This window comes from Halogeometricum sp. CBA1124 (assembly GCF_009741955.1).
Lineage (GTDB): Archaea > Halobacteriota > Halobacteria > Halobacteriales > Haloferacaceae > Halogeometricum > Halogeometricum rufum.
The window spans coordinates 1-15526 of the sequence record NZ_WPCD01000070.1 but is presented as its reverse complement, the minus strand read 5'-3'; the positions used below and the strand labels follow the sequence as shown (position 1 = coordinate 15526).

The 15526-nt window shown below is 69.7% G+C and carries 13 protein-coding genes and 4 pseudogenes; 9 read left to right on the top strand and 8 right to left on the bottom strand.

The genetic code is table 11. From position 1 onward, the window contains the following. The 3 genes and pseudogenes from GJ632_RS22080 to GJ632_RS10515 form a co-directional block, all read left to right on the top strand. A pseudogene (locus GJ632_RS22080) lies at positions 1-281 on the top strand (cation:proton antiporter); the annotation flags it as partial. Positions 282-298: 17 nt separating this feature from the next. After that, complete coding sequence (locus tag GJ632_RS10520) at positions 299-715, top strand: hypothetical protein (protein WP_089809842.1); 417 nt, start codon at positions 299-301, stop codon at positions 713-715. A gap of 43 nt (positions 716-758) precedes the next feature. Beyond that, a complete protein-coding gene (locus GJ632_RS10515) occupies positions 759-1247 on the top strand; it encodes an Lrp/AsnC family transcriptional regulator (RefSeq protein WP_191452885.1) in 489 nt (162 codons plus the stop codon). Positions 1248-1305: 58 nt separating this feature from the next. Here the strand turns inward: GJ632_RS10515 and GJ632_RS10510 are convergent, their stop codons facing one another. Then, on the bottom strand, positions 1306-2121 hold the full coding sequence (locus GJ632_RS10510; RefSeq protein WP_191452884.1) for a hypothetical protein: 816 nt from the start codon (positions 2119-2121) through the stop codon (positions 1306-1308). A 161-nt stretch (positions 2122-2282) separates the two neighbouring features. Between GJ632_RS10510 and GJ632_RS10505 the strand changes: the two genes are divergently transcribed. After that, positions 2283-3032, top strand: a complete 750-nt coding sequence (locus GJ632_RS10505; protein ID WP_191452883.1) for a hypothetical protein — start codon at positions 2283-2285, stop codon at positions 3030-3032. Between the two features lie 45 nt (positions 3033-3077). Here the strand turns inward: GJ632_RS10505 and GJ632_RS10500 are convergent, their stop codons facing one another. After that, positions 3078-4010, bottom strand: coding sequence for a CPBP family intramembrane glutamic endopeptidase (locus GJ632_RS10500; RefSeq protein WP_191452882.1), 933 nt, complete (start codon positions 4008-4010; stop codon positions 3078-3080). A gap of 301 nt (positions 4011-4311) precedes the next feature. On the opposite strand from GJ632_RS10500, the gene GJ632_RS10495 reads away from it, so the two are divergent. Together GJ632_RS10495 and GJ632_RS10490 are read left to right on the top strand one after the other, a co-directional pair. Continuing rightward, on the top strand, positions 4312-5223 hold the full coding sequence (locus GJ632_RS10495; protein ID WP_191452881.1) for a CPBP family intramembrane glutamic endopeptidase: 912 nt from the start codon (positions 4312-4314) through the stop codon (positions 5221-5223). Between the two features lie 123 nt (positions 5224-5346). Beyond that, a complete protein-coding gene (locus tag GJ632_RS10490; protein ID WP_191452880.1) occupies positions 5347-5793 on the top strand; it encodes a hypothetical protein in 447 nt (148 codons plus the stop codon). 10 nt (positions 5794-5803) lie between these two features. Here GJ632_RS10490 and GJ632_RS10485 read toward each other — a convergent pair whose 3' ends face one another. The 3 genes from GJ632_RS10485 to GJ632_RS10475 all read right to left on the bottom strand — a co-directional run bounded on the left by GJ632_RS10485 (position 5804) and on the right by GJ632_RS10475 (position 8333). Beyond that, complete coding sequence (locus GJ632_RS10485; RefSeq protein WP_191452886.1) at positions 5804-7228, bottom strand: NAD(P)/FAD-dependent oxidoreductase; 1425 nt, start codon at positions 7226-7228, stop codon at positions 5804-5806. 149 nt (positions 7229-7377) lie between these two features. Then, the gene (locus tag GJ632_RS10480) at positions 7378-7731 is read right to left on the bottom strand and encodes a hypothetical protein (protein ID WP_191452879.1); all 354 of its coding nucleotides are present in this window, start codon (positions 7729-7731) and stop codon (positions 7378-7380) included. Continuing rightward, positions 7662-8333 carry a helix-turn-helix transcriptional regulator gene (locus tag GJ632_RS10475; protein WP_191452878.1) on the bottom strand — a complete coding sequence of 224 codons (672 nt, stop codon included), beginning with the start codon at positions 8331-8333 and terminating at the stop codon, positions 7662-7664. Before GJ632_RS10475 ends, GJ632_RS10480 begins: the two co-directional genes overlap by 70 nt. A gap of 110 nt (positions 8334-8443) precedes the next feature. Between GJ632_RS10475 and GJ632_RS10470 the strand changes: the two genes are divergently transcribed. The 3 genes from GJ632_RS10470 to GJ632_RS22075 all read left to right on the top strand — a co-directional run bounded on the left by GJ632_RS10470 (position 8444) and on the right by GJ632_RS22075 (position 11081). Then, positions 8444-10162, top strand: a complete 1719-nt coding sequence (locus GJ632_RS10470; protein ID WP_191452877.1) for a histidine kinase N-terminal 7TM domain-containing protein — start codon at positions 8444-8446, stop codon at positions 10160-10162. A 104-nt stretch (positions 10163-10266) separates the two neighbouring features. Continuing rightward, positions 10267-10980, top strand: coding sequence for a universal stress protein (locus GJ632_RS10465; protein ID WP_197427962.1), 714 nt, complete (start codon positions 10267-10269; stop codon positions 10978-10980). After that, positions 10893-11081, top strand: coding sequence for a universal stress protein (locus tag GJ632_RS22075; protein ID WP_343161124.1), 189 nt, complete (start codon positions 10893-10895; stop codon positions 11079-11081). The genes GJ632_RS10465 and GJ632_RS22075 overlap by 88 nt, the downstream gene beginning before the upstream one ends. A gap of 23 nt (positions 11082-11104) precedes the next feature. On the opposite strand, the pseudogene GJ632_RS10460 reads toward GJ632_RS22075, so the two are convergent. From GJ632_RS10460 to GJ632_RS10450, 3 pseudogenes are all read right to left on the bottom strand, one after another. Next, positions 11105-12642, bottom strand: a pseudogene (locus GJ632_RS10460) (hydantoinase B/oxoprolinase family protein). 106 nt (positions 12643-12748) lie between these two features. Then, a pseudogene (locus tag GJ632_RS10455) lies at positions 12749-14756 on the bottom strand (hydantoinase/oxoprolinase family protein). A 73-nt stretch (positions 14757-14829) separates the two neighbouring features. Next, positions 14830-15526: pseudogene (locus GJ632_RS10450) on the bottom strand (cytochrome bc complex cytochrome b subunit); the annotation flags it as partial.

Below are 15526 nucleotides of genomic sequence, written 5' to 3'. Positions count from 1 at the left end.
GCGTCGCCGCCTTCGCCCTCCTCCGGACGCCGATTTCGCGCGTCCACCCGGTCGACGTCGACCGCGTACTGCACCCCTTGGCCGCGAGACTCGCGACGGGAGTCTCGTCGCTCGCCGTTCGGACCGGCGAGGCGGCCACCGAGGCGGGAATAACCCTGTCCGACCGCCTCGGGTCACACGTCGGTCGTGACCCGGCGGACGCCGAGACGACGCTCCGAACGGCGTTGCTCGCACTCGCCGCGACGACGGGTCTCGCGCTCCTCGTCGCGGCACTCGCCTGACCGACGCATCCACCATCATGACATCCACAGATACGTACGACTCGAAGCCCGACTACGACAGCCTCCTCGCGTTCCTCAGAGACCGGTTCGGCGAGGACCTCCGCTGGGTGGCCTCGTTCGACGCGACGACGTACGACTACCAGATGCGCTACATCAGACCGGACCTCAAGACGGAACTGTCCAGCCACGAGTTCGACGTCGTCGTCCACCGCTCGATTGCGCTGTTCCGTCGCCCGTACGTCGAGGAGGTGTACTCGCACCTCGGTCCGGCGCAGATGCTCGTCATCCAACACGAGCGCGCGACGGCGGTCCACCTGTACATCTCGGACACCGAGGGCGTCATCGTGAAGGTGAAGGCCGGGAACGAGATCGCAGTTCCGACGCTCACCGACGACTGTCTGGACGCCCTGTACCCGACGGAGCGAGGCGAATGACCCGGAACGACCGCCGTCGGGCCGGCTGTTCGGAGGGCGTGGGATGACGCTGCAGGGACTCGACGAACTCGACCGGCGAATCATCTACGAGTTGCAGCGAGACGCGCGACACGTCTCCTCGCGGGACATCGCGGCCGACGTCTCGGCGTCGCCCAGCACGGTCCGAAAGCGCATCCAGCGACTCGAAGACGAGGGCATCGTCCGCCGGTACGGGGCCGACGTGGACTACGGCCGGGCGGGCTACCAACTGTTCGTCCAGATAGTCTGCACCGCGCCGATACCCGAGCGTGACTGCCTCTGTGAGGAGGCGTCGGGCGTGGACGGCGTCGTCGGCGTCCGCGAACTCGCCACCGGCGAACGGAACGTCGTCGTCACCGTCGTCGGCGAGGACGGCGACGACCTGACGCGCATCGCCCGCGAGTTGAGTGCGCTCGGGTTGACCATCGCCGAGGAGCAGTTGATTCGGAACGACGCCTCGCTCCCGTACGCCGGTTTCGACTTGCCCACGACTCCGGACAGAGTCCGCCGCTGAGCGGCGTCGTGACGACCGTCTACCGCGACGGTCCGGCGCGGCGGCGCGTCGCTCGGGGCTACACCGTCTCGCGGCCGGCCCTCGTGTCGATGCGGCGGTAGAACGCGACGGAGAAGACGCCGAAGAAGCTGCCGAACAGCGACCCGACGACAGCGAGGAGGGCGGCCACCGCGACGGCACCGAGCAACGTTCCCTGCGGCGCCGCGACGAGGTGCGGCGACTGCGGGGTGGCGAGCGACGCCCCGAGGACGAAGACGCCGCCGGCCACCGCACCGAAGACGCCCACGAGCACCGAGTACCCGAACGCGCTCAGGAGGTGGTGCCGCACCACCGAGACGCTGTGTTTCAGCGCCGCGACGGCGTCGAGGCCGCTGACGACGATGGCCTGTCCGTAGAACTGCACGAAGAAGACGAACAGGAGGTACGCGAGGACGCCGACGGCGGCGACGACGCCGACGACGGCGAGGACGGCGAGGCCCGGGCCGCCACTCGCGTCGCCGAAGAGCGCCACCCCGCCGAAGATGGCGCCGACGAAGACGACGAAACCGACGGCGAAGTTGACGGCGACGAGGACGAGGTACGCGACGAGGACGGAGACGTAGTTCGCCTTCCCCGCGCTGAGGAAGCGTCCAATCGACGTGGGGCCGTCGAGGGCTTCGTCCGCCATGCCGATGAGTCCCGCCTGGAAGAACGGCGTCACGAAGATGAAGAGCAGCGAGAGCGCCAGCGAGACGACGCTGCCGAGGAGCGGATTCACCGTCTGCAACACCATCTGGGGCGCTTGAAACAGCATCAGTACGAGTACGGGGACGAAGACGACCGGATTGCGCAGGAGAGCGCCGGGCGTCTCGCGGAGGGCATTCAGGACTGCCATGGGCGGGGATTCATCCAGACTCCTGTTAACTATTTCTCACTACTCGCGTTACAGGCCCGCTCACGCGTGCGCCCCTCTCTCCCCGTGCGCGTCCCTGCCTCCTCGCCGCCGGTCGGACGATTTCTCGAACTATTTTGAGCTACCGGGTTCGTGTCGGACGTATGACTGGCCGTCCAGCGTCCCTCCTCACCAAGACGCAGCGTCGCCGCATCCGCGACGAGTTCGAGGAGTTGAACGAGCAGCAACGCCGTCGCGACCAACGGCAGATACGCGAGCGCATCCGTGCCGGTGCGTTCGACTTCGAACCGCTCGCGGCGTACCCCGACCGACAGTTCGACCTCGCGTTCGAGGACGTCCCCGACGACGAGGTGGAGGCCGCACTCGCGAACGCGACGCTGTTCGTCGAACGCCTCCGGGTACTCGAAGGAATCGAACGCGACGCGGTAGTGAGGCGTGCCCGCGAGGCCGGGGCCGACGCGGCGGCGTCCGACGGAACGCCGAGCCTCGACGAACTGGACCTCCGCACCGAGACGGAGATACGGCGCGACGCCGAACGGACCGTCGCGGAACGACTCGCGCCCAACCGGTGGGACGAACGGGCGGACGTCCTGCTCAAACTCGCCGCCGCCGGGGCACTCCCCCTGTTCGTCGTGACGCTGGCGAACGCGGCGACGGCGCGGGGCCTCATCGGCGAGAACACGTTCGTCGGGATTTCGGTGTACCTCTGCGTCCTCGTCGTCGCGTTCGCGCTCACGGGGGTGTTCCTCGTCAAGGGGGCGCAGACGCTGAAGCACGACGTCCTGCCGTGGGTCCGGTTGCTTCGACGGACGCCCGCTGGCGCGTTCCGCGGCGTCGTCGAGTGGGTGCGTCGTCCGGGGGCGAAGCTTCGACAGGTGTGGGACGAACTGTGAGACCGCCGCGGACGCCACCGTCTGCTCCTCGCCGCCGCGGGCGGGTCACACCGGCAGGAACTGGAGGACGATCTCGTGGACGGCTATCGTCCACGACATCGCGTGGGTGACGGCGGTCACCGCGAGGTTCTCGGTCCGCTCGTAGGCGTACCCCCACACAAGCCCCGGAATCGTGGTCGAGAGGCCCCAGTAGATGCTCCCGCCGAGGGCGACTCCCCACGTCAGCAGGCCGACGAGGAAGTGCATGAACCCGAACAGCAGGCCGCCGAAGAGGACGACGCCCACGGTGTCGAACGACTCCCGGAGCCGACCCTGGACGATACCGCGGTACACCAGTTCCTCGGCCGGCGCGGCGAACAGGTACAGGCCGACGAACGCGACGGGCCACAGCAGCGGTCGCGTCTCCAGCGCCAACTGCTCGTTCCCGGTGGTCGGGTTCGGATGCGGGAGACCGACCGCCGCCAGAATCGGTGGGAGGACGACGCTCTGGGCCGCGAAGACGACCGGGATGACGAGTATCCACCCGGCGTCCTCGACTGTCGGCCTGCGGACCTTGACGTATCGCTCCCAGTCGCCTCGCCACAGGAGGTAGGCGACGGCGAACGCCGCGAAGCCGATTTGGATGTAGTTGCCGTCGAGGACCCGGACGACGGCGGTGTCGCCGACGCCGAGGAGTGACTCCACGGCCCCGGTCACGACGATTCCGACGACGCCGACGGCGAGGGCCGCGACGGTGATGGCGAGTGCCGCGACGACTGTGCGTCCCCGCGGAAACCGGCTCGGACCGGTGCCGCCGAGGCGATCCCTCACGAGGCTCATCGTCCCTCCGGATTCGCGACTCGGACGCCGCGCGCAGTCGAAGTCGATGCCGTCCGCGTCCGGACGCGTCGTTCGTTCGCCGTTCGATACCTCGTCCGCGTGGGTCGTCGCTGTCTGCTGGGCGACATCACGGTTCGACGTACCGACCGGTCGCCCCATAAGTCGCCGAGACCGTTCGGGCCAGTTTTCTGCCGTGTACGGCCGTACACCTGTCGTTCGCGAGATTCAGAAGACCGGGTGTACGTGCGTACAGGAACCCGTTCGCCGTCGTCCGTGCGTCCGCCGCCGCACGCTCTCCGACCGCTCGGAGCCCGTCGCGGCCTTCTCCCGTGGCGGCCGTCGCCGGCCGCTTCTCGTCCGGCGGCAATCGGGACGAACCGTTTTTTGACTCGTTGACGTATCGCACGGTATGACCCGCGACGCTCACGCCGACCACCGGCCGGAGGGGCGGTGAGTTCCGATGCCCGACGACGCGTCGGACTCCTCGTTCACTCGCGACGCCGAATCCGTCCGCAGGAAGCGAGCGGTGGCCGAAGAGGACGCCGCGCTGCGAGCGTTCGGCCTCTTTCTGGCGGGGACGCTGGCGTTCTCGTGGGGGCTCTGGTCGCTGCTGCTCACGGACGCGGTGCCCGCGTCGGCGACGGGACTGCTGGCGAGAGTCGGCGGGTTCGGTCCGTTCGTCGGGTCGGTCCTCGCCCTGTGGGCGTCGGGGTGGCGCGTCCGCGACTGGCTCCGCGCGAACGTTCGACTCCGCCTTCCCCTCCGCTGGTACGGGTTCGCGCTCGTGCTCCCGCCGGTGTTCGTCGCGCTCGCCGGTCTCGTCCACGCGACGGCGTTCGGTGCCAGCTTCGACCTCGACGCCGTCAACCCGCTGTGGTTCTACCCCGTCGCCGTCGTCGTCGTGTTCTTCGTCGGCGGCGGGCAGGAGGAACTGGGCTGGCGCGCCTTCGCGGTACCGGCGCTTCAGCAGCGCTTCTCGGCGGCGACGGCGAGTCTCGGCGTCGGTGCCGTCTGGGCGCTCTGGCACCTCCCCCTGTTCTTGCTCCCGGCCAGTCCCCAGAGTGACCTCCCGCTCGGTCCCTACGTCGTTGCGGTGCTGGCCGTCTCGGTCGTCTTCACGTGGCTCTACAACGCCTCCGGGAGCGTGTTCGTCCCCATGCTCCTCCACGCCGGCATCAACCCCGTCGGCGGCTACTTCCCGACGGGCGGCGTCGAGGCGATACGGACGGTCACCGGCTACGGCTCCTACGCCCTCGTCGTCGCCTGCGCCGCCGCCGTCGTCCTCGCCGTGTACGGGCCGGCCCGACTGTCGAACGGCCCCCGCGTGCGGTTGCTCGATATCGTCGCGCGCGCCCCCGAGGAGGAGCGATAGCCGGTCCGGGCAGACGCCGTTACGGCCGACGAGCGGTACTCTCGGAACGTGATTCTCGGTCGATAGGAATCAGCTGTGAAGCCATCCTCGCTCGGGCCGTACTCTCGGACGGAGGACACCGAGATGACGACAGCGACCGAGGAGAGACGATTCAGACCGACCGACTCGCGACGGCTCGCGCTCTGGCTCTACGTCGTCGGCGCGTTCGGACTGGGCGTGACCGCCCTGTTCGGGGGCGGAAACCTGCTCTTCGACCCGTCGGGGTCGCGGATGAACATGCCCGCGGAGTGGCTGGTCGGGACGCCGTTCCCGGACTACTTCCTCCCCGGACTGTTCCTGTTCACCGTGTTCGGCGTCGGGTCGTTCGCCGTCCTGTACGGAGTCGTTCGCCGGCGCGTCTGGGCGTGGCACGCGGCCCTCGGCCTCGGGATACTCCTGGTCGGGTGGATTCTCGCCCAGATGTACCTGCTGCAGATGGTGAACGTGTTGCACTTCGTCTACGGGGGGCTGGGCCTCCTCTTGGCCGGCCTCGCCCTCCTGCCGTCGGTCCGAACCGAACTCCGGGGGTAAGTCGCGCGACTCACCGGAGACTCGACGACGGTCTTCCCTCCTCGTACCGGTGCGGGTCGGCTTCGCTCTCGTGGTGGCCGCCGCTCGGCGGAGGGAGGAGGACGCGCCGCACCACTCCCGGACGCAACAGCGACGACGGCGGCCGTTCCATCGTGAGGACGCGCACGAACGCGTCCGTCAGTGCGCCGTCGGTGTGCGCGTGGCGGAGCAGGCGTCCGAGATACCAGCCGAAGAAGGCCGTGCCGCGGGGCTTCGGGCCGGTCGTCTCCGTGAAACCGAAGTCGGCCCCGACAGCGAGCGACCACGCGCCGTCGACGACGCCCTCGACGCGGTCGAAGAACCGCGGTGCGAGGTTCTCGCGGCCGTCTGCGAGCACGTGATGTAGCACCAACGCTTCGAGCGCGGCGACGGACATCCCCTGCGCGTACACCGGGTTGAAACTGGCGACGGCGTCGCCGATGACGAGCAACCCGTCGGGGAAGCGGTCGAGGTCCTCGTAGCGGTGTCGCCTGTTCGTCGGGAACGGGTAGTGGTCGATACCGTCGGCCGCCCAGTCGTGGCGCTCCAGCAGTCTAGCAATCTCGGGGACCGGGAGGCTCGCGGCGTACTCGGCGAACGCGTCGCGGTCGGTCGGCGGGACGGTGCCGTGGACGCCCTGCAGGTTCACCACCCAGCGATTTCCCTCGACGGGGGCGGCCATCCCGCCGCGCGTGCGTGGCGCAGATGCCGGGACGAGGAACGTCCGTCGGTCGCTCGGGGGCCGGTCCACGAAGGTGGTGCTGTACGTCATCTCGATTCGGACTTCGTCCGTCGGCGGCGACTCGTAGCCGTGCGTTTCGAGCCAGTTCGGCGTCTTGCTCGCTCGGCCGGTGGCGTCCACGACCAGGTCGGCCGGCAACTCCACCGCGTCCCGGTCGGTCCCTTCTCGGAGCACGACACCTCGGACCGTCGTCCCCGCGTCGTCGAGGAGGTAGTCGCCGCCCCGGCAGTTCGTGCGTATCTCGACGCCGTCGCGGGCGGCGACGTGGCGGCGAATCACGTGCTCGAACAGCGGTCTGGTCGCCGAGACAGTCTCCATCCGGGCGGGGCCGTCCGCGAGGAACGCGCCCTCGTCGTAGAACCGGACGTCGCCCGCGAAGTCGGTCACGACGCCGCCGGCCGAAATCACGTCCTCGGCGTAGCCGGGGAGGAGGTCAGCCATCGTCGCGCGCCCGGCCTCCAGAAGCGCGTGGGGATGCCGCCCCTGCGGCACGCCGCGGCGGGCGACCGGGTCGTCCGGCAGTGAGTCGCGTTCGACGACGGTCACCTCGGCGAACGCGTCGGCGAGGACGCGGGCCGCGAGCAGTCCGGCCACGCCCCCGCCGACGACCACCGCGCGGTCACCGCACTCGGCCACGCACGCGCCGTCGTATCGCGGTATCGTCGCCAGCGTCATCGTCTTCACCTCCCGCGTCCTCGTCTTCGTCTCCCGGTTCGGTCGCGCCGGCGGCGGGCGGTCGCGGCGCGTGCGAGTCGGTCTTGGTCTGTGTCTCCATCGCGTGCTAACTGCTCGTTGCAGTCGATATAGTCGTACTCAGCAGGCGTTTACTGTTGGCCAACCGACCGTTCGGTGACGCTGGCGACGGACCCGGCCGCGTCCACGACGAACGCGAGTCGGTCCGGCCCGTGGGCGGCGGTGACCCGGACGGCGGGCGGGTCAGTCGTCAGGACCTCCTCGCGCCAGTCGAGTCCGCGGCGGAGTCCGTCCCACGTGGCCGGGACGTGTTCGACCCCCCGGTCGAAGTAGAAGGCGACGAGCGCCGGGTGGTGGGAGACGGCGGCGTACGACGGACTGCGCCAGTCGAACTTGCAGGCGGTGCAGGCGAACGTCAGGACGGCCGCGAAACGGGAGTCGCACGCGTTGCAGATGCTACCGTCCGCGTCGTGGTCCGCGCACACCGCGAGCGACGAGTCCACCGCCGCTCCCGCACTCCGGACCAGACCCCGTCGCACATCGCCTCGAACCGGTGGATGGAGTAGGCGATGGTCGCGTCCAGCACCCCGTCGGCGTCGCGGCCACGGAGGCCCGCGGGCGGGAGGCTGAACCCGAATATCTCCCCGCCTCTCCGGGGCCAGTATCCCTCGCACGCCGTGCATCGGGCCCACGTCGTCCCGTCCCCGTGCGTTATCTCGACCGGACTCCCGCACAGGGGGCAGTCGGCGTCGACGGGGGACGGACTGACCGTCGGGTCGCCGGTGACGCCGCCCGCGACGACGGCGCGCACGACTCTAAACCCGGGGGCGGCCAGTCGGTAGCCGTCCGCCGTCCGCCGGACGAAGTGACCGGTCAGCCTTCCGAGGTGGTAGTTGAAGTTCCCCGAGTCGTCGACGTCGACCCGGTCGAACAGGTCCGAGAACGAGACGGCACCGTCCGCCTCGTGCGGGTCGTACGCGTCCCAGAGCGCCCGCAGGATGGCGATTCGCGTCTCGTTTCCCAACAGCGTGAACGCGTCGTCGGGCGAGAGCGGTGCCGCGCCTTCCCCGTCCCGGTCCCGTGCCATATGTCATCGTACGGCGCTGTGCTGTATAAGTCGACGCTCGTTTTCGGTAGATGAGTACACTTATGCTACTATTCGTCCAACGCAGAATGTCTCTGTAATTCCCCGCTCGTATGACGTGGCAACACACTCTCTACGCCTATCCGACCCTCTTCGCAGCCGTTCTCGCGGCTGCGCTCGGGGCGTACGGACTCGCGTACATCGACCGGAACGGCCGGACGCCGGTCCTCGTGACGTTCGTGTTCGCGACGGCGGCGCTCTCGCTGTGGTCCGGCTTCTCGGCGCTCAAACTCCTCAGCACCGACCCCGCGGTCAAACTGCTCGCCTATCGCCTGCTCTACCTCGGCGCGGCCCCGATAGGCGCGTTCAGCCTGTTGTTCGCGCTGGCGTACACCGACCGCGACGAGTGGCTCCGACCCGCCGTCGTCGCCGCCCTCCTGAGCGTGCCCGTCGTCTATCTGCTACTTCTGTTCACGAACCCCGGCGGCCTCGCGGTCGAGGGGACACGCCTCGTCGAGACGGGCGGTCTCCTCGTCCTGCGAGTGGACGTCGGGCCCGCGCACGTCCCGCTTCAACTGCTCTACAACGCCCTGCTGTCGCTGGTCGCGGTGGCCATCGTCGGGGTGGAGGCGGTCAGGCTCGGGCGGGCGTACCTGCCGCAGGCGGCGCTTCTCGGCCTCGGCATCGGAGCGCCTATCCTCGTCGTCGCGGCGACGTACGCGGGCGTCCCGCCCTTCACCGCGGACAGCGTCAACTTCGTCCCCACGTCGACCGCGGTCACGACGGTTGCGCTCGGGGTCGCCCTGTTCAGATACCGCCTGCTGGACCTCCCACCGATAGCCTACACGACCGCGATGGCGGCCTCGCCCGACGGCGTCCTCGTCGTCGATACGGACCGTCGAGTCGTCCACGCGAACGACCGCGGTGAACGCCTCTTCGCCAGTCTGAACGGCACGCTGGGTGATTCCTTCGACGAGGCGTTCCCGGACGTGGCTCTCGAAGACGCGTCCGCCGCCGAGGTCCGAATCGACGGCGAGGACGAGACGCCGGCGTTCCTCAGCGTCCGCACGCAACGCCTCCGGCGCCGCGGGAAACGCGTCGGCTGGGTCGTCGTCCTCCGCGACGTGACGGCTCTGCAGGAGCAAAAGCGCGCGATTGAGGAGCAGAACGAGCGGCTCAGACTCCTCAACCAGATAGTCCGCCACGACGTCAGAAACGACATGTCCGTCGTCCTCGGCAACGCGAACCTCCTCGAATCGCTCGTCGAGGACGAGGAGGCCCAGCGCAGACTCGCGACCATCGTCCGGAACGGCGAACACGCCGTCGAACTCACGGAGACCATGCGCGGCCTGATGCGCACGATGCTGGAGGACGCGCCGGAACTCGAACCGGTGTCCCTGCGGCGCGTCGTGAACGACGAGGTGGCAGCGATGCAGGCCGACGACGGCGACTACGAGGTGACCGTCTCCGGCGAGATTCCGGACGTCTGCGTCGTCGCCGACGACACCCTCGGAACCGTCTTCCGGAACCTCCTCACGAACGGTGTCCGGCACAACGACTCCGACGTTCCGACGGTGACGGTGTCGGCGACCGAGGCGGACGACAGCGTCGTCGTCAGCGTCGCGGACGACGGCCGCGGGATTCCGCCGGACAGGCGCGAGGAGATATTCGGCCGCGGGAACAAGGGACTGGAGAGTCCCGGGACCGGCGTCGGTCTCTACCTCGTCCAGGCGCTCGTCGACGGCTACGGCGGCGAAGTGTGGATAGCGGACAACGAACCCCGCGGCTCCGTCTTCTCCGTGCGACTGCGGACGGCCGTCGACCGGACGTAGCCACCGTCGCCGGTCACGGTCGACCGCGGAGTGCGCCGGGTCTTCCTGCGCCGTGGGAACCGCGTCGTATCTATATCAAACGATAGTGATAATCTACGGACGTGATGTACGCCGCACTCGTACCAGTCGACAGAGACAGGGACCGCGCGTTTTATCAGGCAAAGTACGTCGAACGACTCGCGAGTTCGGGCGGCGACGTGGCGGCGACGGTGCTGTACGTGGTGCCGCCGAACGAGTTCGAGAGGGCCGACGACGTGGCGTTCGAGTCTGTCGAGTCGGCCGTCGAGGCTGTCGACTACCTCGAAGACGCCGGGATACCCGTGACGCGGGCCGTCGGCGACGGGAGTCCCGCGGACGAAATCGTCCGCACCGCCGACGAACTCGACGCGGACGAAATCGTCGCGGGCGGCCGGAAACGCTCGGGCGTGACGCCGTTACTGCTGGGGAGTACGGTCCACGACGTGATGCTCTCGACGGACCGGCCGGTGACCATCACCGGCGAGCGGTCGGTGTTCGGGGAGGGGACGCAGACGCTCCTCGTCCCCGTCGACCGGGACGTCGAACGCGCCACTCGACAGGCCGACTACGTCGCCGCCCGCCCGAACGCCGAGGACGCCGAGGCCGTCGTCTACTACGTGTTCCCGCACCAGGACTACAAGGGGGCGCCCCCGCACGAGTTCGCGGAGGTCGAGGCCGCCGTCGAGGCGGCGACCGCCTCGAAACCGCGGGCGTGTCTGTCGAACGCCTGTCGGAGGGCGGCGAAGTCGAACGGAAGATTCTCCGCACGGCCGACGAACGCGACGCGGACGGCATCGTGATGGGCGGGCGGAAACGCTCGGGCGTCCAGAAGGTCCTCCTCGGGAGCGTCGCCCTCGACGTAATGCTCTCGGCGGACCGGCCGGTCACGCTCACCGGATAACGGGGTCGACGGCGGTCACGCCGTCACCAGTCCATCTTCTCGTCCGCCTCGTCGCGTTCGCTGTCCGCCTCGTCGCGTTCCGCGGGGTCGCCGTGCCCGCCGCCGCCGGGCGTCCGAACCGTGACCGTCGTCCCGGCGGTCACGTCGCGCGTCGTCTTCGCCGGGACGGACGCGCCGTCCACGAGGTTCTCGCCCGTCGCGCCGTCTTCGCCGCCCGCGATGCCGCGCGGGGCGACGCGTCGCCGTTCGGTCAGGAGCGAGACGGTGGCGTCGGCCTCGACGGTGACAGACCGGACGATGCCGAGGCCGCCGCGGTGTCGGCCCCGCCCCCCGCTGTTCTCGCGGAGCCCGTACGCCTCGACGAACAGCGGATACTCGGCCTCAAGCGCCTCGACGGGCGTGTTGAGCGTGTTCGTCATCCCGACCTGGACGCCGTCCATCCCGTCTCTGCTCGACAGGCCGCCGAACCCGCCGCCGATGGTCTCGTAGTAGGTGAAGCCGTCGGCCCCGCCGGCGCGACTGCCGATGGTGAGGTTGTTCATCGTCCCCTGTCCCTGCGCGGGGACGCGGTCCGGCGCGGCGTCGGCGAGTGCCGTGAACACGACGTCCGTCACGCGCTGACTCGTCTCGACGTTGCCGCCGACGACGGCGGCGGGCGGGTCCGGGTTCAACAGCGACCCGTCCGGCACCGAGACGGTGATGGGGTCGTAACAGCCCTGATTCGGCGGAATCTCCGGGTCCGTCACGCACCGGACGACGAAGTAGACCGCCGATTTGGCCACCGCGAGGGGGGCGTTGACGTTGCCGGCCACCTGCGGTGCGGTGCCGTCGAAGTCGACGGTGACCGACCCGTCGTCGATGGTGACCGTCACCTCGATAGGCACGTCGTCGTCGGTGACGCCGTCGCCCTCCAACACGTCGCGGGCGCGGTACTCGCCGTCAGGCAGGGCGCGGAGTTCCGCAGTCACGCGGTCCCGCGAGTAGCCGATCACGGCGTCGAACGCCGCGACGATTCGGTCCCTGCCGTGTTCGGCCACCAGGTCGCGGAGTCGCTCCTCGGCGCGTTCGTTCGCCGCTCTCTGCGCGCGCACGTCGCGCGACGCTCTCCGGGGTTGCGGACGTTCGCCAGCAGAATCGACAGCACGTCCTCGTTCGTCTCGCCGCCCTCGACGAGTCGCACCGGCGGGAGGCGGAGCCCCTCCTGGTAGATTTCGCGCGCGCCGGCCGGCATGCTGCCGGGCGTCATCCCCCCGACGTCGGCGTGGTGGGCGCGGGAGACGGCGTATCCGAGCACCTCGCCGTCGACAGAGAGCGGAGACACCAGCGTCACGTCCGGCAGGTGCGTCCCGCCCTCGAACGGGTCGTTCAGGACGAACACGTCGCCCGGTTCGGGGTCGTAGTCGAGCACCGTCTCCACCGCCTCGGGCATCGCGCCGAGGTGGACCGGGATGTGTTCGGCCTGCGCGACGAGGCGTCCCTCGGCGTCGAACAGGGCGGTCGAGCAGTCGCGTCGCTCCTTGATGTTCGGCGAGTACGACGAGGTGACGAGTACCTGCCCCATCTCCTCGGCGACGCTCTCGAACTGGTTGCGGACGATTTCGAGCGTGACCGGGTCGACGTCCGTCTCGCGCCCGCGTTCGCCCGCCCGGCGTCGCCGTCGTCGCCGGTCATTCCCCGTCACCTCCTCGGGTCAGCACGAGCGTTCCGTCCGGTCGGACCGTTCCGTCCCACGCGGGCGGGACGACGATGGTGCTCTCGGCCTGTTCGAGGACGGCCGGCCCCGCGACCGTTTCACCGTCGCGCAGTCCCTCGCGGGCGTAGACGGGCGTCTCGCGGAACTCGCCGCCGAAGAACGCCTCGCGGGTGTCCTTCCGCGCGTCGCCGGTTCCGCGGTACGTGACGCCGAGTGTGCCGCGTTCGACGACGGCCGTCGAGCGGACGTTGACGAGTTCCACCGGGTCGGAGAGCCGGTAGCCGTAGGCGCTCTCGTGCGCCTCGTGGAACCGCGCTTCGACGGCGTCGGCGTCGAACGTCTCGTCCACCGATACCGTGAGTTCGAAGCTCTGACCGACGTACCGCAGGTCGGCGGCGCGCCGAACCGTCGCGGCGTCGGGTCGCTCGACGTCCGAGAGCACGTCGCTCCGCAGGGCGTCGTACGCGCCTCGACGGCGCTCACATCCACGTCCGCGAGGGACTGCCGGAGCGTGCGCACGGAGTCGTGCTTCTCGTCGGCCGCGAGGAGGCCGTACGCCGAGAGCACGCCGCAGGCGCGCGGGACGACGACGGTGCCGACGCGAGGCTCTCCGCGAGTGCGGCGGCGTGCATCGGTCCTGCGCCGCCGAAGGCGACGAGTCCGAACCCGCGGGGATCGTGGCCGCGTTCGACCGTCACGGCGCGAATCGCGCGCGCATGTTGGCGTTGGCGACGCGGTAGACGCCGCGCGCGGCGTCGAGGGCGTCGTCGAGTCCCGCGTCGTCGGAGAGCGACTCCATCGCGTCGTGCGCGGCGTCCACGTCCAGCGAGAGTTCGCCCCCGAGGGCGGAACTGCCGCCGATGTAACCGAGGACGACGTTGGCGTCGGTCACCGTCGGGTCGGTGCCGCCGCGGCCGTAGCAGGCGGGTCCGGGGTCCGCGCCTGCTGACCGGGGGCCGACGCGGAGAGCGTCGCCCGCGTCCACCCAGGCGACGGACCCGCCGCCCGCCCCGACGGTGTTGACGTCCACCATCGGCGTCTTGATGGGGCAGCCGTTTATCTCGGCGTCCGTCGTGCGCTCTACCTCGCCGTCACGGACGAGGCTCACGTCGCTGGACGTGCCGCCCATGTCGAAGGTGACCAGTCCGTCCACGTCGTCGCCCGTCGCCGTCGCCGCGGCGCCGACGACGCCCGCCGCGGGCCCGGACATCGTCGTCGTCACCGCGTGTTCGCGCACCGTCGACGCGGGGGGCGATGCCGCCGTTCGCCTGCATGATTCGCGGCGTCGGCACGCCCATCTCGGCCGCGCGGTCCTCGAGGCGGCCGAGGTAGGCGTCGATGACCGGCGTGACGTACGCGTCCACGACGGTGGTGGAGGTGCGTTCGTACTCGCGGAACTCCGCCAGCACCTCGTGGGAGGCGGAGACGGGCACGTCGAGTTCCTCCCGGAGGACGGCGGCGGCCGCCCGTTCGTTCTTGGGGTGTTGGTAGGCGTGCAGGAACGAGACGGCGACGCTCTCGGCGTCGCAGTCCCGTATTGCCTCGGCGACGCGCCGCACCTCGTCGTCGCCGGCGTGCGTCTCGACGCCGTCTACCGTCGCTCGCTCCGCGACTTCGAAGCGCCGACGGCGGGGAACGAGGGGGTCGGGTTTGCCCGCGGTCACGTCGTACAGGTCCGGGCGCGCCTGTCGACCGATTTCGAGGACGTCGCGGAACCCTTCGGTGGTGACGAGGGCCGTCTTCGCGCCGTCGTCCTCCAGCAGTGCGTTCACCGAGACGGTCATCGCGTGCGTGAACGCGTCCACGTCGGCCGGGTCGATTCCGGCCTCGTCGCAGGCCTTCTCGAACCCGCGGACGACGCCGACGCTCTGGTCGTCCGTGCTCGGTACTTTCGCGGTCACCAGGTCGTCGCTCGGCGTCAGGAGCGCAACGTCGGTGAACGTGCCCCCGACGTCGACGCCGATTCGGGTCTCGTCAGACATTCAGAACGGTTCGACAATCGGGGGCGACCGTATAAGGCGTTCGGAGTCCGCCCCCGGTAGCGACCGGCGACCCCTACTTCGGCGGCCGGAGGCGGTAGTACCGGCGGTTCAGGTCGTACATGTACCCCTCGCGCATCGTCTTCAGCACCGCGTAGGAGACGATGCCCGCGACGACGGGCGCGATGAACGTCAGGTCGAACAGCGTGTCGATGTTCATCGGGACGAGGTTCTTCGCCGAGTAGACGCTGATGGTGAACGCGAACACGACGCCGCCGACGCCGACGCTGGCCCAGAACGGTTCCTCGACCGGTCGCCGCGCCGACCCCTTGTTCAGGAAGGGGACGAGGGCGATGATGCCGACGACGACGATGTTCGCGACGACGCCGTACGGTCGGTCGCCGATCAGCTTGGTTCCGCCGAGGATGCTCAGTTCGGGGTTCAGCGGACCCAGCTTGAGCAGGCCGAACGACCAGTAGAGGTACCAGCGGGGAGGATGATAGCGGGCGTGACGCTGCCGTTCGCGGGCGGGCCGATGTGCGGCGGGAGCGTCGCCGCGAGGAACAGGATCATCCCCACGAAGAAGCTCGTGATGGCGAGGTTCCGGATTATCTCGTGTGGCCACGTCGGGAACGCGAGTACGTCGCGTTCGACGTAGTCGGACTCCTGCCGCAGGTCCTGGTCTTTCGCGCCCGGGGAGCGCTCGAAAGTACTCGTACGTGAGGGCGGGAGAGGCCGACGGAGCGCTCCTTGCGCTCGCGCCACGCGCGTCT